Below are 16,365 nucleotides of genomic sequence, written 5' to 3' on the forward strand. Positions count from 1 at the left end.
GGCATCGGCATGACGTCGCAGCGCACGCGCGAACGTCTGATCCAGCGTCTTTATGAAGAAGGCCTGTCCAACGCCAAGGTGCTGGAGGTGATCCGCCGTACGCCGCGTCATCTGTTCGTCGATGAAGCGCTGGCGCACCGCGCCTACGAAGACACCGCGCTGCCGATCGGCCACAACCAGACCATTTCCCAGCCTTATATGGTGGCGCGCATGAGCGAGCTGCTGCTGGAGGCGGGGCCGCTGGACAAGGTGCTGGAGATCGGTACCGGTTCTGGTTATCAGACGGCGGTCCTGTCGCAACTGGTTGAGCGGGTATTCTCGGTCGAGCGCATCAAGGTCCTGCAGGACCGGGCCAAGGAGCGCCTGGTCGAACTGAACCTGCGCAACGTGGTATTCCGCTGGGGCGATGGCTGGGAAGGCTGGCCGGCACTGGCACCGTACAACGGCATCATCGTCACGGCGGTCGCGACCGATGTCCCGCAGGCGTTGCTCGACCAACTGGCGCCGGGTGGGCGGCTGGTGATTCCGGTCGGCTCGGGGGAAGTGCAGCAACTGATGCTGATCGTGCGTGAAGAACACGGCTTTTCCCGACACGTTCTGGGGGCTGTGCGCTTCGTGCCATTGCTCAATGGCCCGCTGGCCTGAGCATTTGTTTGTGAGCGCTGAATTCCTTGCGCTGGACTGGGTCTTACACCGGCAGTGAAGGTTTAAACGCAACCCATTGCCCACGGGCAAACGTGTGCGTGAAGCGTTTTCGCATCTTTAACGGTAAAGCCTGTGCGGCCCGTTATACTTGCGACACTACGTGCCGCAATACGGCATTCCACATATTTCAGCCACCACAAAGGGAGCGGCGGGTGAGTCTCACAGTCATTGCGCAGCGTATGGGTAACACGAGCTTTCAGCGCCTGGTGACTGGCCTTGTATTGAGCACCTTGCTGGTCGGTTGCTCCAGCACCAAATCGAGCAACGTGCGCGTGGTCGATCGCAACAGTGCGGTGGCCCAGCGTCCAGCCGTCACGACCGGGCAGTATGTAGTCCGTCCGGGCGATACGCTGTTTTCGATCGCTTTTCGCTACGGCTGGGACTACAAAGCCCTCGCCGCCCGGAACAATATTCCTACGCCGTATACGATCCATCCGGGTCAGACAATTCGCTTCGACGGCCGCACCGGTTCAACACCCACGGCTGTGGTGAGCAACAGCGGCGCTTCGCCATCATCGTCGAGCAAAACCACGGTAATCCGGCGCCAGGCGAACGGCACGACTACCACCACGGTGACCGGCTCGGGGGCCGCTGCCGCGGGGGCTGCACCGTCCGTCGCAAGCAAACCGGCACCGGCTCCACTGCCTCCACCGGGGCCAGCCCCGACCGGCTGGGGATGGCCATCTAATGGCATTCTTATTGGAAAATTCTCTTCAAACGGTAGTTTGAATAAAGGAATTGATATCGCCGGAGATTTGGGACAGCCTGTTTTAGCTGCGTCTGATGGGACGGTGGTTTACGCCGGGAGTGGCTTAAGGGGCTACGGCGAATTAGTCATCATCAAACACAGCGAAACCTACGTCAGTGCCTACGGACATAACCGCAGGCTGTTGGTACGGGAGGGGCAGCAGGTCAAAGTCGGACAGACAATTGCCGAAATGGGGTCAACGGGTACAGACCGGGTGAAACTGCATTTTGAGATTCGCCGACAAGGTAAACCTGTAGATCCGCTGCAGTTCCTGCCCAGACGTTGATTTGAGGCCAGCCTGTTCCGTCGCGTAGAGGGGACAGGCTCCAGCGCTGCCAAGGATAAAGGCGTCGCTTGAGCTTGGGGTCGAACTCACCAAAGGACTATAACAATGGCTCTCAGTAAAGAAGTGCCGGAGTTTGACATCGACGATGAGGTTCTCCTTATGGAGGCCGGCATCGATTCGGATTCGATGTCGAATGATGAAGGGGCTGCTCCACCTTCCGTTCGTTCCAAATCCAAACACTCCGCTTCACTTAAACAACACAAGTACATCGACTACACGCGTGCACTCGATGCCACGCAGTTGTATCTCAACGAAATCGGCTTTTCTCCACTGCTCTCCCCCGAGGAAGAAGTTCATTTTGCGCGTCTGTCGCAAAGTGGCGATCCGGCGGGGCGCAAGCGCATGATTGAAAGTAATCTGCGGCTGGTCGTGAAGATCGCCCGGCGTTACGTCAATCGGGGGCTGTCGCTGCTGGATCTGATCGAAGAGGGCAACCTTGGATTGATCCGCGCGGTGGAAAAGTTCGATCCCGAGCGCGGCTTCCGCTTCTCGACCTACGCCACCTGGTGGATTCGTCAGACCATCGAGCGTGCGATCATGAATCAGACCCGGACCATCCGGTTGCCGATCCATGTGGTCAAGGAGCTCAACGTGTACCTGCGGGCTGCACGGGAGCTGACGCAAAAGCTCGATCACGAACCTTCACCCGAAGAAATCGCCAACCTGCTGGAAAAACCGGTGGGCGAGGTCAAGCGCATGCTTGGCCTGAACGAGCGGGTTTCTTCGGTCGACGTCTCGCTGGGTCCGGATTCGGATAAAACCCTGCTGGACACCCTGACGGATGACCGTCCGACCGATCCATGCGAACTGCTGCAGGATGACGACCTGTCGCAGAGCATCGATCAATGGCTCTCGGAATTGACCGACAAGCAGCGCGAGGTGGTCGTACGCCGCTTCGGTCTGCGCGGCCATGAGAGCAGCACGCTGGAAGATGTAGGCCTGGAGATCGGCCTGACCCGGGAACGGGTGCGGCAGATCCAGGTGGAAGGCCTCAAGCGCCTTCGCGAAATCCTCGAGAAGAATGGCCTGTCGAGCGAGTCGCTGTTTCAGTAAGCGCCTTTGATCGACCGCTAACAAAAAGCCCCGACTGGTTCGGGGCTTTTTGTTGTCTGCACCAGTACGGAGGGCGGTGTTCTGTGGCGAGGGGGCTGATTGCCGGACATACGGTTGGCATTTCCATCGTTTGTAGTCTTGCGGTGTAAGCCTTGGCTTACTCTTTCGTAAGTGTTCCCTATGTTTACAGGCCGGCAGACGTCGATTGCTCACGGTGCTGTTATTTAACTCATTGTTTTATATATATATTTTTTAATGTGAAGTGCTTATTACAGCGCTTTACGGCCATCGGGGTCGATTGATCCGGGCTGGGAACTCTTTAGTATCAGCACTGTGTCGACGGATAGACACGCCCTTCAAGGAAGAGGGGAATGGACATCGCAGGAAGCGATTCATCAGGACGATGAAAAGGAATACAGGGAATAGGGAAAAAATGTGGGCGGGTCAAACCGCCCCTTTTTTTTTGCCCGTAGCAAAGCAAACGACAGAAAGCAAAAAGGCCCGCAAGGGGCCTTTTCAGAACGCGCGACAGATCAGCGTTCGAGGACTTTGATCTTGTTTTTGACGCCATCCCACTCTTCGGCATCCGGCAGCGATTCTTTCTTCTCGGTGATGTTCGGCCAGATCTCGGCCAATTCAACGTTCAGTTGAATGAACTCCTGCATCTCTTCCGGAACTTCGTCCTCGGAGAAAATGGCCACGGCCGGGCATTCTGGTTCGCACAGGGCGCAGTCGATGCACTCATCCGGGTGAATCACCAGGAAGTTCGGGCCTTCGTAAAAGCAGTCCACCGGACACACTTCTACGCAGTCGGTGTACTTGCACTTGATGCAGTTGTCGGTGACGACGAAGGTCATTTCTAATTTTCTCCTCAGGCGGCGGCAGCGTTGCCCCTTCACGGTTGGGGTCGCCAGGTTCGGGAGCGATGTCTGCCAGCCAGGCTATTAGCCAGCAGCATCCCAAACCGCGCGAGATTCTAACAGCTTGACGCCGTTTGCGTTATATCCGGTTCTTCAATGCTTAGATCCGGTTCTTAAGTGCATATAACAATTCGAGCGCTCGACGCGGGGTCAGGTCATCGAGGTCCACTTTGGCCAACTCATCCAGCACCGGGTGCGGCAGGCTGGCAAACATATCGCTCTGCTGCGGAGCGGCTGGCTTGCCTTTGACGGCAGGCTTGGGCGCTTCATGCGGCAATGCGGTGTCTTCCAGTCGGCTCAAGTGCTCACGGGCACGCACGATCACTTCGCTCGGTACGCCGGCCAACTGCGCCACCGCCAGGCCGTAGCTCTGGCTGGCAGGCCCCGGCAATACGTGGTGCAGGAACACAATGCGCTCGTTGTGCTCGGTAGCGTTGAGGTGCACGTTGGCGACCAGCGGCTCGGCTTCCGGCAACACAGTGAGTTCGAAGTAGTGCGTCGCAAATAGAGTATAGGCACGCAGATGCGCCAGGCGCTCGGCCGCTGCCCATGCCAGGGACAGACCGTCGAAGGTACTGGTGCCGCGTCCGACTTCGTCCATCAACACCAGGCTGCGCTCGGTGGCGTTGTGCAGGATGTTGGCGGTTTCGCTCATCTCGACCATGAAGGTCGAGCGGCCGCCGGCCAGGTCATCGCTGGAGCCGATCCGGGTGAAGATCCGGTCCACCAGCGACAGCTCGCAACTGGCTGCCGGCACGAAGCTGCCGATGTGCGCCAACAGCACGATCAACGCGGTTTGCCGCATGTAGGTGGATTTACCACCCATGTTCGGGCCGGTGATCACCAGCATCCGGGTGTTGTCATCCAGGCTCAGGTCGTTGGCCACGAAAGGCGTGGTCAGCACCTGCTCGACCACCGGGTGACGACCCTGGGTGATGCGCATGCAGGGCTCGCTGACGAAGCGCGGGCAGTTCAGGTCAAGGTTCAGCGCACGTTCGGCAAGGTTGCTCAGCACATCCAGTTCGGCCAGCGCGCCGGCGGTGTCCTGCAATGGCGGCAGCTGGCTGATCAGATCTTCCAGCAGCGCTTCGTAGAGCATCTTCTCGCGGGCCAGGGCGCGGCTCTTGGCCGACAGCGCCTTGTCTTCGAATTCTTTCAGTTCCGGCGTGATGAAACGCTCGGCGCCTTTGAGCGTCTGACGGCGGATGTAGTCCGCCGGGGCCGATTCGGCCTGCTTGCTCGGCAGCTCGATGAAGTAGCCGTGAATGCGGTTGTAGCCGACTTTCAGGTTGGCCAGGCCGGTGCGGGCCTTTTCCCGGGCTTCAAGGTCAATCAGGAACTGGCCGGCGTTTTCGCTCAACGATTGCAGCTCGTCGAGTTCACTGTCGTAACCGGTTTTCAGCACGCCGCCGTCGCGGATCACTGCCGGCGGGTTGTCGATAATGGCTTTTTCCAGCAGGGCCGCCAGTTCCGGGTAGGTGCTGGTAGTGGTCGCCAGGCGTTGCAGGTGCGGCGCCTCAAGGTCGGTCATCGCCACTTGCAGTTGCGGCAGGGCGCCGAGGGCATCGCGCAGGCGGGCGAGGTCACGCGGCCGCGCATTGCGCAGACCGATCCGCGCCAGAATCCGCTCGATGTCGCCGATTTCCTTGAGTTGTGGCTGCAGCTTTTCGAAGCGATAACCGTCGAGCAGACAGGTGATCGACGTCTGCCGCGCCAGAAGCACGGTCAGATCACGCAGCGGACGGTTCAGCCAGCGGGTCAGCAGGCGGCTGCCCATGGCGGTCTGGCAGCGATCGACCACCGATTGCAGGGTGTTGTCGCGGCCGCCGGCCAAGTTGGTGTCGAGTTCGAGGTTGCGACGGCTCGCGCCGTCGAGCACAACGGTGTCATCCAGGCGCTCATGGCGCAGGCTGCGCAAATGGGGCAGGGCGGTGCGCTGGGTTTCCTTGGCATAGGCCAGCAAACAACCAGCGGCGCCGATGGCCAGGGTCAGGGTTTCGCAACCGAAGCCTTTCAGGTCTTGCGTGGAGAACTGCTGGCAGAGACTTTTCAACGCCGAATCGCGCTCGAAATCCCACGGCGCGCGGCGACGCACGCCACGGCGTTTTTCCGCCGGCAGGTCTTTCGGCCAGTCATCCGGGATCAGCAACTCCACCGGGTTGACCCGCTCCAGTTCCGCCAGCAGGTTTTCCCAACCCTTGATCTCGAGCACGGTGAAATTGCCGCTGGTGATGTCCAGCACCGCCAGGCCGAACAGGCGCTCATCGCCCAGTACCGCCGCAATCAGGTTATCGCGGCGTTCGTCGAGCAGTGCTTCGTCGCTGACCGTACCCGGGGTGATGATCCGCACTACCTGACGTTCCACCGGACCCTTGCTGGTGGCCGGGTCGCCGACCTGCTCGCAGATCACCACCGACTCGCCGAGCTTGACCAGTTTCGCCAGGTAACCTTCTGCCGCGTGGTAAGGAATCCCGCACATCGGAATCGCCTGTCCCGCCGACTGGCCGCGCGCGGTCAGGGTGATGTCGAGCAACTTGGCAGCCTTCTTCGCATCTTCGTAGAAGATCTCGTAGAAGTCGCCCATACGATAAAACATCAGCTGATCCGGGTGCTGATTCTTCAGGCGCCAGTACTGCTGCATCATCGGAGTGTGGGAGGACAGGTCGGAGACGGCTTTATTCATCGGATTGTCAGGCAACTCGTTAAAAGATGTAGGGCAAAAGCAGGGCAACGGCCGGGCTTTTCCGCGATGGGCGCAAGGTTACCATGGGTGGTCTGCTTGACGCAGGCACGACGGTCCGCTGACACTTTTCGGCGATTAATTGTGATTTATGCACGTTTTATGCAAATCAGCATTTGTCATCCTCAAAAACTTCAAGCACTATGCGCGTTATGCAAAAACGCAACGTATCCTCCGTCTTAAGAGCACTGCTCGACCAGCACGGGATCTCCCCTACGGAGCTCCACCGTCGCACCGGCGTGCCTCAATCCACGCTCTCGCGGATTCTCAGCGGGAAGATCGTCGATCCTTCGGATAAACACATTTCGAAGATCGCCGAATACTTCAATGTGAGCACCGATCAATTGCGCGGCCGCGCAGACGTCGCCCCCGCGACCGGCGGCGCGCGCGATGACGTGCATGCGGAACTCAAGGACATAAGCCTGTGGGACGACGATACCCCTGTCGATGACGACGAGGTGTCGGTGCCCTTTCTTCGCGAGGTTGAATTGGCTGCTGGATCAGGAAGATTCGTCATCGAAGAGAGCGAACGCTCTAGCCTGCGCTTCGGCAAGCGCAGCCTGCGCCATAACGGTGTGCAGTTCGACCAGGCCAAATGCGTGACGGTGCGCGGCAATAGCATGTTGCCGGTGTTGCGCGATGGCGCCACTGTTGGTGTGAATGCGGGCAAGTGTGGCATCGGCGACATCATCGATGGTGACCTGTACGCGATCAATCACAACGGCCAGCTGCGCGTGAAGCAGCTCTATCGCCTGCCGACGGGTATCCGTCTGCGCAGCTTCAACCGCGATGAGCATCCGGACGAGGACTACAGCTTCCAGGATATGCAGGAAGAGCAGATCGTCATCCTCGGTCACGTCTTCTGGTGGGGCATGTACGCCCGCTAACCTGAACCCCTTCAGATAGAACCCGCCTAGGCGGGTTTTTTTTCGTCCGCGCAAAAACCTCAAACCCTTGAATGACGGGGCTTCCATGCGCTCGTGCATTTCTCGCGCATAAATAAATGCATTTACGCATTGACTGAATATGCATCCATGCATATCCTTGCCACCAAGCCGCTCGACAAAGCGGCTGGCAACAACAGCTCTTTAGTTCCACAAGAACAGGCAGCGATGAACCGGCCTCAACGGTTCAGAGGGTTGGCAACTGACCCAGGTGTGCAGCGTAAAGCACCAAGAGCAGTTATCCGGCGGGCAGGGACCGCGGTCGGAAAAACAATCTGAATGGACTCGTACCGCGCCAGTAGCGCCGAAAAGTCAGCTTCCTTCCTGAACACAGGATTTGAAGGAAGGCGAAGGAACGCATTACTGAAAAGCCCGGTGCATTGCCGGGCTTTTTGGAATGTCGACCTGTCGTCATTGCCGTTTACCCAAGTCGTGGTTAACGCAAGGTTTACAGAATGAAAACACCATTATTGAAACTTCGTAATAAGGAAAAATAATGAATCGCTACGTATTTATTGACCAGTACAGCGCGCCCTTTACTCTCGCTGTACAAATTGTGGATGCAGATGAGCCACCACAGTTTACGCCACCAGGGCCGTCTGGATATTGGATACAAGTGTCTATCAATACTCCGGTACAAGTGGGGTGGAAGGGGGATTACATTAACAATAGCTGGGTGTTCACTGAGCTGACTTATCAAGAAAACGTCGCTGTCCTTGATGCTCGAGCGCGCCAGCTATTTACTCAGGCAGCCAATTGGCTGACAGTCAATCCTCTGCAATACAAACTCGACTTGGGTGTTGCCAGCACTTCCGAGACTGAACTGCTGCTTGCCTATAAGCAGTATTGCATCGCAATCAGTGAGATCAAAAAACAAACTGGCTATCCCTACACAATCAACTGGCCAGTTGCTCCTTTCTAATTGACCACCTTGAATAAATTCAGCATCGGGATTGCATTGTGCATTGGCGCGACTGTTTAGCCTCGTCTGCAAAGTGCCTGTGTTCAGTCAGACGATCAAAGAACGAGCCAGTACTAAAGCCCTTTTTGCTTTCAGCAGCAAGATTGGTCTCGTCACAATTCAGCGTGTACTCCTCCGGGCATTCCTGGCATGCCCGCTTTCAGAGATATCGTTTGAACGGACATAAAAAGCGAATAACTCACCCCCCGGAGGCGTGACATGACAAACGAGCAACAAGCATTGGCGGACATGCCGATCTGGCTGGTCATCCTCCTCGCTGTAGTGGGCGGGGTGTCCGGCGAAATGTGGCGCGCCGACAAGGAAGGCGCCCGTGGCTGGTCGCTGCTTCGGCGCCTGGCCTTGCGCTCCGGCGCCTGCATGATCTGCGGCGTGTCGGCAATCATGCTGCTGTATGCCGCAGGGTTGTCGATCTGGGCTGCCGGCGCATTCGGTTGCCTGACCGCCATGGCCGGTGCCGATGTGGCCATCGGTCTTTACGAACGCTGGGCCGCCAAACGCATTGGCGTCTGCGAAGTACCGCCTGGCAATACAAACAAGGAGTGAAGAGGCGTTACAGCGGCATTTGAGAGGGAGTTCAATTCATGCTGAGCGATTTCCGTTGCGGTAAATGCAATCGTTTACTTGCAAAAGTAGATGCACTTCATCAAGTGCAAATCAAATGTCCTCGGTGCAGGACATTGAATCACACGAAGACCCGAGGTCTCGTCAGCCCGCCTGTGAGCGATCCAACGCAGCATTGACTGCCCACAATAACCAATCGGTCAATAGGTGAATATATGGCTACGCTTCCACGCTATCCGTTTACTACGAACGGCAGTTCGATTTTGCTGCCTCTGCATGAGATGTCCGCTGGGCAATATCTTGAGTCACCGGACAAACGCTTCAAGTTAATTGTCCAGCCCGATGGCAATCTGGCCATTTACGAGGGGGGCAATACAGTTTGGGTGGCCATTGCCGGTCAACCGTATACAAGTTCCGGAAAGCAGATAGATAACTCAAAAATTTATTTCTACCTGATGTATTACGCGTTTCTCAATGATCCAACGCGGGGCCGCATGTGGGGCACTGCCAACAGCACGCCGCTCAACGCGGACATCTGGGCCGCTTACAATCGGGCCTATCTGTCCCTGCAAAATGACGGCAATCTCGTCGTGATCGACTCGATCCCGGTCTGGGCAAGTAACTCTGCCATCCCGATCAGTCCCTCTGTGGAATCGATCTATATCCCAGCCGGGACGACTCTCGAAGTTGACCGACGGTACGTGGTCGGTGGCACTACGCTGGTCTTCCAGTCGGACGGTAATCTGGTCGTTTCGAACGGACCGCTCGGTGTTCTCTGGGCGAGTTGGACACAAAACAAGGGTGCGACTCGGGCCGTGATGCAGGATGACGGAAACTTCGTGATCTATGGCGCGAACAATACGCCGCTTTGGTTCACCGGCACGGCTGGTCGTCCTGGGGCGATTGCGAAAATTCAGGCAAATGGAAGCTTCTCCATTGTCAGTGAAAAACCGGTCTGGGCTCGATTTGGTTTTACGCCGACCATTTTGCCGAAGCGTGTTTACCATTGGGATAACAGCACTTGGAGTTTGCCTCTGAGTAAAATCCTCTGGACCTTCTGATGTACAACTAATGATGTGAGCCCCGTGTAGCAACGGGGCTTTTATATTCAAGTTGGCGCCGTCATGCGGCGCTTTTATTCTCGTTGGCAGCCGATAAAGAGCCACGTTGGCCGAGCCATCTCACACCATCACCGCAGCCATACCCCCACTTTTTTGCCTCGCTGCAACTCATGCGGCGGGGCTGCGCGTGGACAATTGAAAAGGAGGTCATGCATGCCCGCTTCGATCCAGCAGCCTTCGCAGCTGTTCACCGCGATGGCGACAACCTTGCGCAACGCTGCCGGCCTGAATGTTCAGGTTGGCAATCACGATGACTTCACCGCGCCTGGCGCTAAGGCCTGGGTGTTGATCGACTTTGACCGCAACGCACCCGGCGTACGTGCCGCTGACGGACGTATCGCACATGTCCTGACGGTCTCAATGCAAGTCATCCCGGCAGTCTCTGCCAGCGCATTTGCGGCCTGCGATCTGATCGCCGTACTGAAAAACCTGATCACCGACAACCGTTGGGGCCTGCCCGGCGCTCAATGCGATCTGCCGATGAACATTGATGGTTTGCCGTCACTCTTGATTCGAGGCGAGCAGCAGTTCAAAGCCTGGGCGCTGACGTTCAACCAGACCCTCTATCTCGGCCCGACCCTGCTCGACGATCCGCTCGGTACGCCAAAATTCGCCCGCACCTGGGAAGTCAGCAACATCGACGACCCCGACCAATACACCGCGCTGGAGGCCTGATTGATGTTTGACGCATTACTGCGCATGCAACTGGGGCCGATCATCGAGCGGCTGGCGGAAATGGAAGCGGAAATAGACGACCTCCACCGACGCGCCGAGAGTTTCTGTCGCATTGGCATTTGTCAGACTGTCGATGCGGCGAGCAACACTTGTCAGGTCAGCCACGGTGGGCTGCTTACGCCGGCCATCAAGTTCTTCAACCCGAGTGCCGGCGCCCAGAGCGAGTCGCGGATTCCGAGCGTGGGCGAGCAGTGCCTGCTGTTCAACTACGGCAGCGGTGAGAGCGGGGCACAGAGCGTGGCGTTGTTTGGCTTGAACAGCGAGCGCTTCCCGCCGACGGCGTCTGTACCGACGCTGACGCGCCGGGTGCATGTCGACGGCAGCGAAAGCGGCTACGACGACGCCAGCCACACTTTGCACTGGCAGAACGGGCCGGCGGCTTTCACCGGCTCCCGCGAGTCGCTGGAACTGAGCATCGGCCCGGCACGGCTGGCGATGACGCCGCAGGTCATCAGCCTGCAACTGGGCGCGGTCGGCCTGAGCATCGACGCCTCGGGCGTGCACTTCAGCGGCCCGTTGGTGGATCACCAGGGCCGCGTTATCAGTCCCTGAATCAAGAGCTTCCCATGATCGGAATCGATAGAGACAGCGGGGCCACGGTCGACGACTGGCTGCAATTTGTGCAGCGCGCGACCCGGGCCCTGACCACGCCGCTGGGCACCCGGCAAAAAAGGCCCCTTTATGGCTCGCTGATCCCCACGCTGCTGGGGCAGAACCTTGGTGATGACGTTCTGCTGCTGGCCCAGAGCCACGCGGCTCAGGCGTTCTACAACACGCAGAACGGGATCAGCGATTTTCAGCCGAGTGTGATCGTCGCCAGCCGCCAGGGCGCCGGTCTGCTGCTGCGTTTCGCCGGTACCTGGAAAAACCGTCAACAGACTTTTGAGGTAGTGACATGAGCATGCTGATCCCCGGCCAGAACCAGTTGGCCGAACCGGCGCTGATCACCGTCGACGCCTTCGAAGACCTGCTCGCCGAGTTCAAGACCTTCGTCGTCGAATACGTCGGCGCCCGAGCGCCCGACAGCGCGGCGAAACTCAAGACCAGCCTGGACAACGAAAGCGAACTGCTAACCCTGGCGCTCGAAGCCTTCTGCGTGCGTCTGCAAACCCACGAACGCAAATACAACGCCCGTATCAAGCAGATGCTGGCGTGGTGGGCTACTGGCAGCAACCTCGATGCACGGTTGGCGGACATGGGCCTGGAGCGGCAGTTGCTCGACCCGGGCGACCCGGCTGCATTCCCGCCGGTACCGCCGACTTATGAAAGCGACGACGATGCGCGGTTGCGTTATTACCTGGCGCCGCATGCGCCGGCTGCGGGTTCGCGGATGCAGTATCGCCGCGAGGTGTTCACCCTTGGCGAACGGCCAACGGTGAAGGTCGAATCCACCGATGCCGGTGTGGTGAATGTCACCTACACCTTCAACCCGGACGGCCTCGCTGCACAGGTCAAGGACGGCAACGGTCGCCGTACTGCGCCGGGTGAAGTGCAGGTCACCGTGCTCTCGCGAGACGGCGATGGCACCCCGTCTGCAGCGTTGCTGGAAGGCGTGCGTCAGCACTTCGCCCGGCCCGATGTTCGACCGGAAACCGACCTCGTCACGGTCAAGGCTGCCGACATTCAGCGCTACAGGATTCGCGTGCTGGCGAAGATCAATTCCGGCCCGGATTCAGGCCTGACCAAAGTCGCCGCGCAGCAGCAATTGCAATCCTACGCCGACAGTTGTCATCGCCTCGAAGGTCGGGTCGATCCGAGCTGGATCGACTACACGCTGCACAGCGCTGGCGCCGTGCAACTGCAGATTCTCGAACCGCTGGAACCGATCATCACCAGCGCCTTTCAGGCTCCTTATTGCACGGCGGTCGAGGTTGAGGTGCTGACGCTATGAGTGAGCCGACGCAACGCCCGACCTTGTTGCCAGTCAACAGCTCGGCACTCGAACGTGGACTGGATCTGGGTTTGGGCGCGCTGCTTGACCGCATTGCGCCGCCGTTCCCCGAGCTGATGAATCCGAGCGAAACGCCGGTGGCATTCCTGCCGTATCTGGCGGCGGATCGCGGCGTCGCCGAATGGAGTTCTGCTGCACCGGAAACGGAAAAACGCCTGACCGTCGAACTGGCCTGGCCCACTGCGCGCCAGGCCGGCACTCGCAAGGCGCTGGAAAACGCGGCCAAGGGTTTGCAACTGCGCCCGGAAGTCCGCGCCTGGTACGAGCAGACACCGCCCGGCGCGCCTTACAGCTTTACCGTACGCGCCTTCAGCGACCAACCCTACAGCGCAGAAATCGACGCCCGTCTCGACCGACGCCTGGCTGATGCCAAGAGCGAGCGGGACATTCTTTCGGTAACGGTTGGCTTGAGCGCGTTCGGCAGTCATTCCATCGCCGCTGCGACCTTCTGCGGCGAGCTGACGACGGTTTATCCGGTGTTCATCGAAGGCCTCGAAACCTCTGGCGAGGCGTTCATGGCCGCAGCTTTGTACACCGTCGAAACATCCACAATTTATCCTCAGGGGGCCTGAATGGCTGACTATTACACCCTGCTCACCAACGCAGGGATTGCCTACGAAACGGCGTGCAAAGCCGCGGGCGTGCCGATCAAGTTGACGCAGATTTCCGTCGGCGACGGCGGCGGCTCGGTCTACAACCCGGCCGCGACTGCCACGGCGCTGAAGCGCGAAGTCTGGCGCGGGCCGCTCAACGCGCTGTTCCAGGACGAGAAAAACCCGAGCTGGCTGCTTGCCGAAGTGACCATTCCGCCTGATGTTGGCGGTTGGTACGTGCGTGAAGCAGGGCTGTGGACTGACACCGGAATTCTCTACGCCATCGTCAAATACCCGGAGTCGTTCAAACCGGTTCTGGCCACCTCGGGTTCGGGCAAAGAGTTCTACATTCGCTCGATTTTCGAGACCAGCAATGCGTCGCTGGTAACGCTGCTGATCGATGACACCGTGGTCAAGGCCACGCGTGCCTGGGTCATGAGTTATCTCGCCGAAGAACTCGGCAAACTCGATGGCAAGCAATCGGTACGCGTCGCAGCATCCACCAACATCGTGTTGAGCGGTGCGCAGCAAATCGACGGCGTGGCCGTGATTGCCGGCGACCGTGTGTTGGTGGCTAATCAGACCTTGTCCAGGGACAACGGCCTGTGGCTCGTCGTCAATGGCGACTGGGTACGGGCAACCGATGCCAACAGCAGCGCCAAGGTCACGCCGGGCCTGACGGTCATGGTGGAGGAGGGCACGGCCAACGGCGATTCGCTGTGGCACCTGACGACCAACGCGCCGATCACCCTCGGCACCAGCGCACTGACTTTCAAGATGCTGGCCGGGCGCACCGGGATTGCTGCCGGGACTTACAAGAGTCTGACCGTTGACGAATATGGTCGGGCGACTGCTGGCGCGAATCCTGAAACCTTGGCTGGTTTCGGGATCAAGGATTCGTACACCAAGGCTGAAGTCGAAGCGCTGATTGCCAAGGCATCGGCGTTGCCGGTGGGTTCGATTGTCGCGTTCCCGGTGGATGCACCGCCGCCGGGTTTTCTTGAGCTGGATAATAGCGTCAAGAGCAGTGCGACTTACCCGGACTTGAGCGCTTATCTGGGCGGCAAGTTCAACAAGGGTGATGAGGGTGTCGGGAATTTCCGCTTGCCGGAAGCGCGTGGGGAGTTCTTGCGCGGTTGGGATCATGGCCGTGGAATCGATACAGGCCGCGCGCTAGGCAGTACGCAGCTTGATGCAATGCAGGGCCACTACCATTCGCCGGTTCGTGTTGCTGGAACCGGTGGCGCCACTTTGGTCAATTCGATCAGCTCCACAGCTGTTGCGAACATGAACCCTAGTACCGTTGGTTCGCCGCTGATAGGAACCCATGTCGGGGCGCCGACTCAGGATCTGTTCACACCCGAATTTGGGACGCCGAGAACGGCTGCTGAAACCCGCCCCCACAACATTGCCGTCATGTGGTGTATCAAAACCTGGAATGCCCCGGTCAATCAGGGAAACATCGATGTTGCCGCCCTGGCCAAGGAAGTCGAGCGGCTCAAATCCGCTGTTCCGGTGGGCGCTATTCTGGCATTCCCAACCGGCATCGTTGCGCCGGGCTATCTGGAACTGGATGGCAGTGTGCAGAGCATTGCGACTTATCCCGATCTGGCGGCTTTTGTCGGTACTACTTACAACAAGGGTAACGAGGGGGCGGGCAACTTCCGCTTGCCTGAGTCGCGCGGTGAGTTCTTGCGTGGTTGGGATCATGGGCGTGGCGTGGATGCGGGCCGTGGTATTGGCAGTTGGCAAGCTGACGATAATAAATCTCACATTCACGGGACGACCTACGACGTTATCGCCGATATTTTCATGGCCGGCGATGTCCGGCGCAACTATCTTCAGCAATACAACAATACCGACGATGTTGTAACAAAGGCATCGGGAGGGGCAGAAGCGCGCCCGCGCAATATCGCCGTCATGTGGTGCATCAAAGCCTGGAACGCCCCGATCAATCAGGGAAGCATCGACATTGCCGGGTTGGCCGTTCTGGCCCAACAGGCGACCGAACTCAATCAAGGCACAGCGAAAGTTGCCTCTCAAACGCAGACAGATTCTGGTACTGACGATCAAACCTTCGTCACGCCGAAAAAGTTGCGTTGGGGGTTTCAGATTCTCAAACAGGCCAATGGTTACATCGTTTTCCCCTCATGGCTTGGCGGCATCGTCGTTCAATGGGGATACCAGAATATTCCTGGCAGCACGACGGGGACGTACCCCTTTCCACTCGCCTTTCCCGCGGCGTGTGCAAGCATCACGGCAAGTTTCGGGATTCCTGCTCAAGGAACCGTTAATGCGGAAATGATCAGTAGCAACCAGTTCAAGCTTCAGAACATATACACCGGTCAGCAGATCGCTCGATGGATTGCCATTGGTTACTAGGAGCCAGAATGAAATACGCAATATTCAATGAGAACTTTGAGTTGTGTGGCCGCTATGACTCCGCAACTCACGAGCAGATTCCCGAGGGTGCTGTTGAGATACCGGACGATCTGTATTTCAAGACGATCCGGGAAAATGATGGTGTCTGGATGTTGATAGATGGTTCAGTTGTCAAACAACCGTTTCCTGCTGTTGCTCCGAACTGGCCAGTGCTCATAGCGGATGAACGTTTTCGACGAGAGGCCAGCGGAGTAAATGTGGAAGGCCTTTTGATCGACACAACTCGCGACAGCCAGGCGCTGATCGCCAGCACCGGTCTGTCCGCCATTCTCGATCCCGAGTACCGCTGCAACTTCAAAACCCTGAATGGTTTCGTCGAAATCGGTGCCGAACAGATTCTCGCTATTGCCAAGGCTGTTCGTGCTCACGTCCAGGCGTGTTTTGACCGGGAACTGGCGTTGCTTCGTGCCATTGAGACGGATACCTATACCCACGCCATGCTTGGGGAAGGGTGGCCGTTGTCGCTGCCGGCCGAGTTGCTGCCAAAACCTTGATGAGCGCCCCATAGTGCAGGGCGCGTGCAC

At 58.4% G+C, this 16,365-nt stretch carries 17 protein-coding genes; 15 read left to right on the forward strand and 2 right to left on the reverse strand.

Annotated elements, in window-relative coordinates:
• Positions 1-9: 9 nt before the first annotated feature.
• The 3 genes from AC1UK9_RS06140 (at position 10) to rpoS (ending at position 2,852) form a co-directional block, all read left to right on the forward strand.
• On the forward strand, positions 10-645 hold the full coding sequence (locus tag AC1UK9_RS06140) for a protein-L-isoaspartate(D-aspartate) O-methyltransferase (RefSeq protein WP_177327338.1): 636 nt from the start codon (positions 10-12) through the stop codon (positions 643-645).
• 212 nt (positions 646-857) lie between these two features.
• Positions 858-1,739 carry a peptidoglycan DD-metalloendopeptidase family protein gene (locus AC1UK9_RS06145; protein ID WP_482579702.1) on the forward strand — a complete coding sequence of 294 codons (882 nt, stop codon included), beginning with the start codon at positions 858-860 and terminating at the stop codon, positions 1,737-1,739.
• A gap of 105 nt (positions 1,740-1,844) precedes the next feature.
• Positions 1,845-2,852, forward strand: coding sequence for an RNA polymerase sigma factor RpoS (gene rpoS, locus AC1UK9_RS06150; protein WP_025110864.1), 1,008 nt, complete (start codon positions 1,845-1,847; stop codon positions 2,850-2,852).
• Between the two features lie 533 nt (positions 2,853-3,385).
• On the opposite strand, the gene fdxA is transcribed toward rpoS, so the two are convergent.
• Both fdxA and mutS read right to left on the reverse strand, forming a co-directional pair.
• Positions 3,386-3,709, reverse strand: coding sequence for a ferredoxin FdxA (gene fdxA, locus AC1UK9_RS06155; protein ID WP_482579703.1), 324 nt, complete (start codon positions 3,707-3,709; stop codon positions 3,386-3,388).
• Between the two features lie 163 nt (positions 3,710-3,872).
• Positions 3,873-6,455, reverse strand: coding sequence for a DNA mismatch repair protein MutS (mutS, locus tag AC1UK9_RS06160; RefSeq protein WP_007964305.1), 2,583 nt, complete (start codon positions 6,453-6,455; stop codon positions 3,873-3,875).
• Between the two features lie 200 nt (positions 6,456-6,655).
• Here mutS and AC1UK9_RS06165 point away from each other — a divergent pair, with 200 nt between their 5' ends.
• The 12 genes from AC1UK9_RS06165 (at position 6,656) to AC1UK9_RS06220 (ending at position 16,335) form a co-directional block, all read left to right on the forward strand.
• A complete protein-coding gene (locus AC1UK9_RS06165; protein WP_081794880.1) occupies positions 6,656-7,399 on the forward strand; it encodes a LexA family transcriptional regulator in 744 nt (247 codons plus the stop codon).
• A gap of 553 nt (positions 7,400-7,952) precedes the next feature.
• Positions 7,953-8,378 carry a tail fiber assembly protein gene (locus AC1UK9_RS06170; RefSeq protein WP_473014620.1) on the forward strand — a complete coding sequence of 142 codons (426 nt, stop codon included), beginning with the start codon at positions 7,953-7,955 and terminating at the stop codon, positions 8,376-8,378.
• 258 nt (positions 8,379-8,636) lie between these two features.
• The gene (locus AC1UK9_RS06175) at positions 8,637-8,981 is read left to right on the forward strand and encodes a phage holin family protein (protein WP_025110861.1); all 345 of its coding nucleotides are present in this window, start codon (positions 8,637-8,639) and stop codon (positions 8,979-8,981) included.
• Between the two features lie 38 nt (positions 8,982-9,019).
• On the forward strand, positions 9,020-9,178 hold the full coding sequence (locus AC1UK9_RS06180; RefSeq protein ID WP_081794879.1) for a Com family DNA-binding transcriptional regulator: 159 nt from the start codon (positions 9,020-9,022) through the stop codon (positions 9,176-9,178).
• Between the two features lie 36 nt (positions 9,179-9,214).
• Positions 9,215-10,060, forward strand: a complete 846-nt coding sequence (locus AC1UK9_RS06185; protein WP_025110860.1) for a putidacin L1 family lectin-like bacteriocin — start codon at positions 9,215-9,217, stop codon at positions 10,058-10,060.
• 213 nt (positions 10,061-10,273) lie between these two features.
• Positions 10,274-10,795: a hypothetical protein gene (locus AC1UK9_RS06190; protein WP_473014621.1), complete on the forward strand. Its 522-nt coding sequence runs from the start codon at positions 10,274-10,276 to the stop codon at positions 10,793-10,795.
• A gap of 3 nt (positions 10,796-10,798) precedes the next feature.
• Positions 10,799-11,407, forward strand: a complete 609-nt coding sequence (locus AC1UK9_RS06195) for a phage baseplate assembly protein V (protein ID WP_482579704.1) — start codon at positions 10,799-10,801, stop codon at positions 11,405-11,407.
• Positions 11,408-11,421: 14 nt separating this feature from the next.
• Entirely contained in the window at positions 11,422-11,754 is a 333-nt protein-coding gene (locus tag AC1UK9_RS06200) for a phage baseplate protein (RefSeq protein ID WP_047291927.1), read from the forward strand.
• On the forward strand, positions 11,751-12,746 hold the full coding sequence (locus tag AC1UK9_RS06205) for a baseplate J/gp47 family protein (protein ID WP_482579705.1): 996 nt from the start codon (positions 11,751-11,753) through the stop codon (positions 12,744-12,746). The genes AC1UK9_RS06200 and AC1UK9_RS06205 overlap by 4 nt, the downstream gene beginning before the upstream one ends.
• Complete coding sequence (locus tag AC1UK9_RS06210) at positions 12,743-13,378, forward strand: phage tail protein I (protein WP_482579706.1); 636 nt, start codon at positions 12,743-12,745, stop codon at positions 13,376-13,378. Before AC1UK9_RS06205 ends, AC1UK9_RS06210 begins: the two co-directional genes overlap by 4 nt.
• Positions 13,379-15,781, forward strand: coding sequence for a phage tail-collar fiber domain-containing protein (locus tag AC1UK9_RS06215; RefSeq protein ID WP_482579707.1), 2,403 nt, complete (start codon positions 13,379-13,381; stop codon positions 15,779-15,781).
• A gap of 8 nt (positions 15,782-15,789) precedes the next feature.
• Positions 15,790-16,335 carry a DUF4376 domain-containing protein gene (locus tag AC1UK9_RS06220; RefSeq protein WP_482579708.1) on the forward strand — a complete coding sequence of 182 codons (546 nt, stop codon included), beginning with the start codon at positions 15,790-15,792 and terminating at the stop codon, positions 16,333-16,335.
• The last annotated feature ends 30 nt before the right edge of the window (positions 16,336-16,365 follow it).

This window comes from Pseudomonas sp. AK-TSAG1-1 (assembly GCF_056821665.1).